The sequence below is a fragment of the Virgibacillus sp. W0181 genome, from assembly GCF_051846915.1.
In the GTDB taxonomy this organism is placed as follows: domain Bacteria; phylum Bacillota; class Bacilli; order Bacillales; family Amphibacillaceae; genus JBPYCR01.
In genome coordinates this window covers 1-9,057 of record NZ_JBPYCR010000060.1, presented here as the reverse complement: position 1 = coordinate 9,057, position 9,057 = coordinate 1, and the positions used below count along the sequence as shown (strand labels likewise).

Sequence of the window (9,057 nt, the reverse complement as noted above, 5' to 3'; positions counted from 1 at the left end):
GTATGAGTAAAATGTTTATGGGGGAACACATGAACTAATTACTCTAATATATGTTAGATAGAATGTCACATGTTAGAGGTTTGTGTAGGGGTATTATTTGGATTATGGGCAATAACCATGAAAAAGAGGCCTCTCTTTTGTATAGTTAAAGTTACAACACAACAACTATCCAAAGAAAAGAGGACCTCTAAATGAAAGATATCATATCTCAAATCACAATGAAAGAATTAGAACAGATAACATACCGTGCACTTCAAGAAACATTTTCCGAAGTGATGGCAGAAGTGTTGATGCACATGGATAAGACGATTGCTGAAAACAGGGATAAAAAAAGGTTTGAATTAAGAGATAAAAGAAGGATGACATTTGATTCTATGTTTGGTCACGTCGATCTTCGAAGGAATTATTACTTTGATCGCGAAACTGGAAATTATGTTTCCCTTTTAGATCAACACCTTGCTTTTGATGGTGGTCAGATGATGAGTCCTGTTGTACAAGATCTAGCAATTGAATTAGCTGTAACGGGTGTTTCCTATCGTCAGGCGGCAAATGCATTAGAAACCCTTTTGGGTTATCCCGTGATTAGCCACGAAGGAATCCGACAACAGGTCCTGAACACGGAAGTGATTCCCAAAGAAAAACAACCGTTAGAAAAGGATGTTATTTTTGTAGAAGTGGATGGATTATATACAAAGAGCCAGGAAAAAGGAAGAAAAGGTAGAGAATTAAAAATATCAGCGATCCATCAAGGATGGGAAATGAATGGAAAACGAGCGAAGTTGGTAGAAAAGCAACATTTTATTCATAGAAGAAAGTTACCTTTTTGGGAAGAATTTGAAGAATTTTTGGTAGAAACTTATGAATACGATCCAACTCGGCACCACTTGGTGATTAACGGTGATGGTGCACAGTGGATTACATCCTGTCGTGAATACTTCCGGCACAATGCGATCTTCGTTATTGATCGTTTTCATGTCGCAAGAGATGTGCAACGAATCTTCCGAGATCATCCAAGATACCGTTCCATCCGAAAGAAACTTGCAGCTTATGATGCAGATGGATTTATGACAGAATTAAATAGTGCAGTTGGAACCATTGGAAACGAGAAAAAAGAGGAACAATTAGAAGCATTGATTGCCCAATTGTCACAGTATCCAGAAGCACTTGAAGACTACCGTGAAAAGCTAGAAGATAAAGGAATCGATACAACACATTTCCGTCCTATGGGAAGTGGCGAAGGAACAATGAGTGTGTTTGCCAAGCGCTTAAAAAATGGGCGAAGTTGGTGTGAAGACGGAATCATGAAATTCATTGATGTCATGGTCGCATTAAAAGATGGAAAAGAAATCATAACTTTGCAAGGGAAACTAGAGCCAACGAAAGATCTAGAGCAAGAGAAACCACCAAAGCACTTTGTAGAGAAGCTTTCAAAGCGAGTAGGAGAAGCCACAAGGAATAATGTAGCCTATCTCCAGCAAACGACCAGAAAGCCTGTTTTCGCAGCCTTAAAGGGATTGAAAGGTTTCTAAAGTTATTTATATAGCATGAAGACCTTTATAGTTTTCAATAACCGATGGGAAAAGCAAAAGGCAAAAATTCCGCAGGAAGTGTTCTGTGTTTCCAATGTAGTTGAGTAGTTTCCCAGAAGTGTGTGCCAACGGTGGCAGCGTGAATAAGAATGAAAGTAATCTATACAAAAAAAGGGTGGATTTTTTAACCTTTCAAATAATCACCCACAAATACTTGACTCAATCCAAGCTTTTATAGTGAAAGCTTAAGTTTCATTTATGCAGTAAAAATATTTTATTCTCCCTTATCTTCCAAGAAAGGCGTAATTACCATGATAAGCCTCGGCTGCTTAAGACCTCAATGGATTGGACACTTAGGCTAGACGGCTATGCACCAAAATTTATGCTTTCTTTACTTGAAAAATAAAATCCTTCAGCACATATAATAAATGTACTGAAGGATATTGTTTATAGGTTACAAACGAACTCGATTCTATTTGTGTATATACACATTTGTGCTTAGCTTGGAATGATAAACATCCAATAAAAAACGCCAATGACTACAAATAGTACAGCTACACCAATAAGTATTTTCGCTAACCGGTCCAACATAATTTTCACCTCATTTAATTTCAACAACCGTTACGCCACTACCGCCTTCATTCATTGATCCCGTCCGGTAATCCGTAATATGGGGATGGTTTTCAACAAATTTTAGAACCCCTTTACGAAGTGCACCAGTTCCTTTTCCGTGGATAATGGTTACATTTGTCAACCCCGCAAGAAGTACATCATCCAAATATTTTTCCAACTGATTGATCGCTTCTTCATATCGTTGCCCTCTTAAATCCAATTCCGATCGTGTTGAATGACCGCTGTTTTGTACCATTGTTACAGGGGAACGCTCATTTATAGAACTTGTTTTCACTCGTTGTAAATTTTCTCGATTTACTTTTAACTTTATCATACCAATTTGAACATAATATTCATCTGAACTAATTTTTTCAAGTACAGTGCCTAGCTGGTTAACCGTCGTAACTTTTACACTATCACCGACTTGTAAATCAGTCTGTGGCTTAGGGGGCAAGGTTTTTAGATCGCCTTTTTCACTGGCTAACTGTGGTTTTGCATCTTCAAGCTTTTTTTTCGCCTCAATCCATTCGTGCTCTTTCATCGTAATATTTGATTGTTTATCCCGAATATCCTGTACAATCGCTTCCGCTTCTTCCCTTGCTTTTTTCAATGCTTTTTCCGCTTTGTTCTCTGCTTCTTTGTAAAGAGCTTCTCGTTCTTGATCAAATTGCTCCCAGTTTGATTCAAGATCTGCCTTTAATTCTTCGCTTTTCAATAACAGCTGGTGTGCTTCATCATAGTCTGCTTCTGCCTGTCGTTTTGATCTTTCCAAAGAAGCAATCATATTTTCTACGTTTTTGGAGTCGACGCCAATATAACTTTTGGCTCTTTCAATGATCGATTGATTAAGACCGAGCCTAGTAGAAATCTCAAAGGCATTGCTGCGACCAGGTACGCCAATTAGTAATCGATATGTCGGCTGTAATGTTTCTACATCAAACTCCACCGATGCATTAATTACTTTTTCTCGATTATAGCCATAAGCCTTAAGCTCGGGATAATGGGTAGTTGCAATAATGCAAGCTCCTTTTGCAATCGCCTCGTCCAGTAGAGACATAGCAAGTGCGGCACCTTCTTGTGGATCTGTACCTGCTCCGAGTTCATCAAATAAAACAAGTGTTTTCTCATTTATTTGATCCATGATAGAAACGATGTTGGTCATATGAGATGAAAATGTACTCAGATTTTGCTCAATTGATTGTTCATCTCCAATATCCGCAAATACATGATCAAACACAGAAAGTTCACAGCCATCAAGTGCGGGTATTTGTAAGCCGGATTGCGCCATCAACGTACATAAACCAACCATTTTTAACGTTACTGTTTTCCCGCCGGTATTTGGGCCGGTAATAACAATAGCCTGATATGAACTCCCAATCTCAACGTCATTAGCAACTACTTCATCTGCGGGAATTAATGGATGACGTGCCTGTTTCATTTTAATAAACCCTTCATTATTTATTTTAGGCATCGCAGCTTTCATTTGATGGGCCAATTTTGCCCGAGCAAAAATAAAATCGATTTGTCCAAGTGCCATCACATTTTCGTATAATGGAGCATTTTCTTCAGCTATATACCTTGTTAACGTACGTAGTATAAGATCTATTTCCTGCTGTTCTTTAACAAATGCCGCTTGCAATTCATTGTTTAATTCGACCACTGCCTTTGGCTCCATAAACAATGTTTGTCCGGAAGATGATTGATCATGAACAATGCCACCTATTGAACCTCTGAGTTCATGTTTTACGGGTAACACAAATCGATCATTACGAATTGTAATAATGGCATCTGATAACTGTTTGCTTTTTGTTTTTATAGTGTTGTTCAATTTTTCACGTATGCGTGCTTCGTTTGTACGAATAGAAGACCGAATGCTTTGCAATTTTGAAGATGCTTGATCCAGCACTTTTCCTTGATCATCAATACATTTTTTTATTTGTTGTTCCAAGTCATTTAAAGAAGAGATATTCTTGGTGAGATCTTTTAATATCGGAATAGTTACTTCCAATTTTTCAATAAAGCCTTTTGTCTGTCTGCCACCATAAATCGTATTTGCAATATCAAGACATTCTTGTGGAGTCAGAGTTCCGCCGATAGTACTCCGCTTGATACTTGATCTAATATCGACGATACCCCCGAAAGGAACGTCCAAGTTTAGACGTAGCAGTTGTACCGCCTCATCTGTTTCTGCTTGCAGTGTTTGAACTATTTGCAGGTTTTTTTGCGGAGCTAAACGGAGCGCACGATCTTTTCCGACAGCAGTAGCTGCTGCTTGCGCTAATTGTTTGGTGATCTTATTGAATTCCAGGACACGGAGAATACGTTCGTTCATTTCGATTGATCTCCTTTACTAAAGCTTATTTATGGCGGTTAAAGTAGTTAATCAAGTGATCTTTTTCCCATGTATTTAATACTGTCTCTTTTTTAACCCATCCTCGCTTAGCTGTACGCACACCGTAGTCCATATGGGAAAACATGTTGTAATTATGGGCATCTGTATTAATCGCAATTGTTGCTCCCATTTGTTGTGCCGCTGTTGCCCATTCAGCAGAAAGATCTAAGCGATTTGGGTTGGCATTAATTTCAAGAGCAGTATTCGTTTCAACTGCACGTTCTATAAGTTGTTCTACATTTACGGCGTATCCGTCGCGTCTACCGATCAGTCGACCTGTCGGATGGGCAATCAGTTGGACAAATGGATTTTCCAGCGCAGTATAAAGACGATACATTATTTTTTCTTCCGATTGATTAAAGCCGGAATGGATTGCTCCAATTACGAAATCCAACTCACGTAAAAATTCAGTGGAAAAATCCAATGTTCCATCTGGTAGAATATCCATTTCAACACCGGCAAACACATGGATGTCATCATATTTTGCATTTAGCCGTTCAATTTCTTCCCGTTGCTTTCTAAGTCTTGTTTCATTTAAACCGTTTGCTACGCGCAAAAACTTAGAGTGATCGGTGATAGCAATATATTCATATCCGATTTCCCTAGCGTAATTCACCATTTCTTCCACCGATTGTGCCCCATCACTCCATGTTGTATGCATATGAAGATCTCCGCGAATATCATTACGTTCCACCAAATTGACAGCCGATGTAAATGCATCCAATTCTCCGCGATTTTCACGTAGTTCTGGCGGGATATACTGTAAACCAAAATGGTTGAAAAATTCCTGTTCGGAGTCGAATGTTATAATTTCATTTGATTCTTCTATTTCAATCCCATACTCATTAATTTTTTCTCCGCGAGCCTTTGCCAGCTGGCGCATCCCTACATTATGTTCCTTAGATCCAGTAAAATGATGTAATGTAGTAGCATATTCATATGGGGTGACAAGACGGAAATCAACATTGACATCGTATGCTTCTTCCAAAACAATCGATACTTTCGTAAGCCCGCTTGAAATAATTGTTTTTATATTTTTTATTTCCAGTAATGCTTGCCGTACTTCTTCTGGTTGTTCTGTTGCAATTATAAAATCAATGTCTCTTACCTGTTCTTTCATTCGCCGTAAACTGCCTGCCAATGAATATTTTTTAATAGGAGATAAACTATCTAAATACATCTCGATTTTTTCGACAGCCGGTAGCATAATAGCAACCGGAAGACGTTCGGGACGCTCATTAACTTGAGACAACGCCTGCAGGATATTTTTGCTCGTTTTTACACCAAAACCGGCTAGCTTTTCAACTTGTCCACTTTCGCATGCTTCCTTTAGGCTGGTCGCATCAACAACCCCTAAATCTTGATATAATTTTGCAATCTTTTTCCCGCCAAGACCGGGGAGTTGCAATAAGGCTATCAATCCGGCTGGTATTTCTTGTTCCAACTCATTCAACGTTTCGGATTCATTATTTTGCAAGTAATCCATAATTACCGTATTTGTCCCTTTTCCGACACCTTTTATTTTAGTGAAATCATCGATATCGGCAAGGGATCGTTCATCCCGTTCCAACGCTTGTGCAGCTTTACGGTATGCGGATATTTTAAACGGATTCTCTCCCTTTAATTCAAGATAGATGGCTATTGTTTCAAGTAGTTTGATGACATCTTTTTTGTTCTTCTTAAACATAAACTCACCTGCTTTGTCTCATCATTTTTCTAATTCGGTCTGTTATGCAGATTTCGAATAGCTTTTTACGCTCATTAAAAGGACTGATCCGGATAATATACTGCATTGCACATTACATACAAATGTATATCCAACCTCGAATCAGTCCGGGAGAAATATTTTAATATTAGAATGGCAGTAAACTGATCAAATCAGTAAACCATAACGATTTCATTTTTTCAGATAAAAATGGAGTATGTTCTATAATAAATAATGCGATTGAAGAGTCCTGGATGCGTGTTTGAATACCCATGACAGGTGTTAGTGCAAGAATATATAATAAAATAAATAAATATAAATAGATTTCTAAAAAGCCTAGCACCGCACCGCCTATTTTATTCAATGAACTTAAAATAGGAATATAAGAAACAAAATCAAGCATGGAAGCGATAATTTGCAATATAATTTTAGTTGCAAAAAAGATAATGATAAAGGCAATTGCATTATAGAAAGCCGTCTCCATAGGTACCGATTCCAAAAACATCGCCCAGGACCCATCACCGGATATATCGGGATAAGGAATCCATAACGCCAGTTGACTTGCAAGTTTTTTGTAATATAAAATAGCTACAATAAAGGAACCAATAAATCCTAATAAATGAAAGACCTGTAAAACAAAACCCCTTTTCAAACCGATTAAAAAGCCAAATAATAATAATATAAGCAATATGAGATTAACCATGTGCCATTTATCCTCTTTCTTCCTCTATTAAATTTAATAAAGTTTCATAGTCTTCTTTTAATTTTATATAGTCATTCATTGTATTAACAGCAGTAAGAACAGCTAGACGAGTAGTGTCCAGATACGCATTCGATTTTTGAATTTCGTACATTTTTTCATCAACAAGACGGGCAATCGATTGGACATGGTTCGGTGACTCTGTCCCAATGATCGTATACATTTTTTTATGTATTTCAACTGTTATTCGGGTCTTTTCCTGATCAGTCACACCATTTTCCTCCCATTAAAAAATAGTACACTTTATATTAACATGAAAACAAGCTTTTAGGAAACTGTTATAAAGAAAAGCGCAAGCGCCCTGGTAAGCCCCGACAAGCTTAAGCAAGAAATCGTAGTGGCGGACTTTGCCACGAAGAGTTATTGCTTAAGACCTCGAGGGGCTAGGCGTTTAAGCTAGACAGTTATGAACAAAATTATATACTTTCTGACCTTATAAAAAGAGAAAAACTCATCAAGATCAAGTATACTTCCACTATAGTACCACATATTTAATAACAGTTTTATCATTTTAGCTCTCACTATTTGCAGCTATGTATTTTTTATCGTTTTGGAACAGAAGACCCCTTCCTCAAAAATGTGTAAGCATTTTAGGTGGGGGATGAATGGTCCGTTTTTGTAATAAAAGTTACCAAATAAAAATCGAAAAGTAGAAAACACGAACATGTTTTTGGTATAATATAACTAACAAAATATTAAAAGAGGAGTGAACAACCGGTGACTGTTCAGCATAAAGCATACAAATTTCGCATTCATCCGAATAAAGTGCAAAAGCAGTTCTTTGAACAATCATTTGGTTGTTCACGTTTTGTGTTCAACCGTTTTTTAGGTGAAATTAAAAGCCTAACCTCTCTAAAATCATTGAACGTGAACCTTTTTAAAAACGAATTAAAACATTTAAAGTGTGAATTCGAGTGGCTCAAAGACGTTGATAGCATTTCACTGCAAGCAAGCATCGAAAATTTAAACGATGCGATGGTTCGGTTTTTTAAAAATTTCATTTGTCAATATAAGCTAGACAAATCTGATTCGTTTACGTACCTTGATAATGTTTCCAATGGTGTTTGATAATTTAAAGATTTTCTTGGTATTTGATTTCTCTTGTCTGCGACTGATGTAATGAAAGCCTGATTGACTTGATTAAAGTCCATTTCCTTTGGCAGACCGTCCTTTCGCAGTAAGCCGTTGGAATTTTCATTCAAGGCACGCTGAGAAGGCGTTCCTGGATCTGCAAAATAAATAGCGACGTCGTGTTGATTACAAAGTGACTTCCAATTGGAAAACTCTTTCCCGCAATCAAATGTGATTGATTTAAACATGTTTCTAGGAATGGACTGAAACCATTGATTCAAGGTAGTTTCAATATCACTTGCCTTACGTCCTTTTGGTTTCAAGGTAAAGATAACTTTTGAAAGACGTTCAACTAATGTGATGACAGCACTTTTGTGATGAACTCCAACAATGGTGTCTCCTTCTATGTGTCCGAACTCTCTCTTGAAGGCGGGATAATCTATTTTTCTTTCAGCAATATTTCGCTTAAAAGCTTGTTTTCCTCGACGCTCTTGATGACCATTTGGTTTCCTTTTTCCTTTCATTGGAAGCGTCGTTTTATCAAATATTCCATTTTTGAATTGACGATAAAGGGTACGCATAGAACAGTTCACAGGCTTTTCAGCACGACCAATAATGACATCAGGTGTCCAGCCTTTGGCAACTTTCTCTTTGATGTATGCCTGTTGTTTCTCAGGCAAAATGATTGTATGTCTTCCACAACGTTTTTTATTTTCTTTGTATTGCTTATAGTAATCAAGGGCAGTATGCCCTTTGTGGAAAAAGTTAGTAACGTTGTAAATCGTTTGACGTGAACGTTTTAAAAGCTCTGAGATTTTCATAACAGGGATACGCTGATGATAATAAGATTCTATCATCACAAGTTCATCCGTGGTAAGATGGGTGTAGGTCATTTGTGATCACTCCTATGTTTTCTGTGGTTGGAAACACATATCGAGTGTACCACGAATGACTTTTTTAGTTGTCTAGCTTAATTTTACAATCGACG

At 37.5% G+C, this 9,057-nt stretch carries 7 protein-coding genes; 2 read left to right on the top strand and 5 right to left on the bottom strand.

All coding sequences use genetic code 11. The features are described 5' to 3' along the window. The first annotated feature begins 191 nt into the window (after nucleotides 1-191). Nucleotides 192-1,529 carry an ISLre2 family transposase gene (locus ACLIBG_RS15290; RefSeq protein ID WP_439313624.1) on the top strand — a complete coding sequence of 446 codons (1,338 nt, stop codon included), beginning with the start codon at nucleotides 192-194 and terminating at the stop codon, nucleotides 1,527-1,529. 601 nt (nucleotides 1,530-2,130) lie between these two features. Here ACLIBG_RS15290 and ACLIBG_RS15285 read toward each other — a convergent pair. The 4 genes from ACLIBG_RS15285 to zapA form a co-directional block, all read right to left on the bottom strand. Beyond that, the gene (locus ACLIBG_RS15285; RefSeq protein WP_439313623.1) at nucleotides 2,131-4,473 is read right to left on the bottom strand and encodes an endonuclease MutS2; all 2,343 of its coding nucleotides are present in this window, start codon (nucleotides 4,471-4,473) and stop codon (nucleotides 2,131-2,133) included. Nucleotides 4,474-4,498: 25 nt separating this feature from the next. Continuing rightward, nucleotides 4,499-6,220, bottom strand: a complete 1,722-nt coding sequence (gene polX / locus ACLIBG_RS15280) for a DNA polymerase/3'-5' exonuclease PolX (RefSeq protein WP_439313622.1) — start codon at nucleotides 6,218-6,220, stop codon at nucleotides 4,499-4,501. 166 nt (nucleotides 6,221-6,386) lie between these two features. Next, on the bottom strand, nucleotides 6,387-6,941 hold the full coding sequence (locus ACLIBG_RS15275; RefSeq protein ID WP_439313621.1) for a CvpA family protein: 555 nt from the start codon (nucleotides 6,939-6,941) through the stop codon (nucleotides 6,387-6,389). 7 nt (nucleotides 6,942-6,948) lie between these two features. Beyond that, nucleotides 6,949-7,209: a cell division protein ZapA gene (gene zapA, locus ACLIBG_RS15270; RefSeq protein WP_439313620.1), complete on the bottom strand. Its 261-nt coding sequence runs from the start codon at nucleotides 7,207-7,209 to the stop codon at nucleotides 6,949-6,951. Nucleotides 7,210-7,715: 506 nt separating this feature from the next. On the opposite strand from zapA, the gene ACLIBG_RS15265 reads away from it, so the two are divergent. Further along, nucleotides 7,716-8,066, top strand: coding sequence for a helix-turn-helix domain-containing protein (locus tag ACLIBG_RS15265; RefSeq protein ID WP_439313619.1), 351 nt, complete (start codon nucleotides 7,716-7,718; stop codon nucleotides 8,064-8,066). Here ACLIBG_RS15265 and ACLIBG_RS15260 read toward each other — a convergent pair. Beyond that, complete coding sequence (locus ACLIBG_RS15260) at nucleotides 8,003-8,962, bottom strand: IS30 family transposase (RefSeq protein ID WP_439311396.1); 960 nt, start codon at nucleotides 8,960-8,962, stop codon at nucleotides 8,003-8,005. The genes ACLIBG_RS15265 and ACLIBG_RS15260 overlap by 64 nt on opposite strands. Between the last annotated feature and the right edge of the window lie 95 nt (nucleotides 8,963-9,057).

Coding starts and splice junctions, on each gene's coding strand:
- ACLIBG_RS15275 (WP_439313621.1), bottom strand. CDS start 6,941: ATGGTTAATCTCATATTGCTTATATTATTATTATTTGGCTTTTTAATC.
- ACLIBG_RS15285 (WP_439313623.1), bottom strand. CDS start 4,473: ATGAACGAACGTATTCTCCGTGTCCTGGAATTCAATAAGATCACCAAA.
- polX (WP_439313622.1), bottom strand. CDS start 6,220: ATGTTTAAGAAGAACAAAAAAGATGTCATCAAACTACTTGAAACAATA.
- ACLIBG_RS15260 (WP_439311396.1), bottom strand. CDS start 8,962: ATGACCTACACCCATCTTACCACGGATGAACTTGTGATGATAGAATCT.
- ACLIBG_RS15290 (WP_439313624.1), top strand. CDS start 192: ATGAAAGATATCATATCTCAAATCACAATGAAAGAATTAGAACAGATA.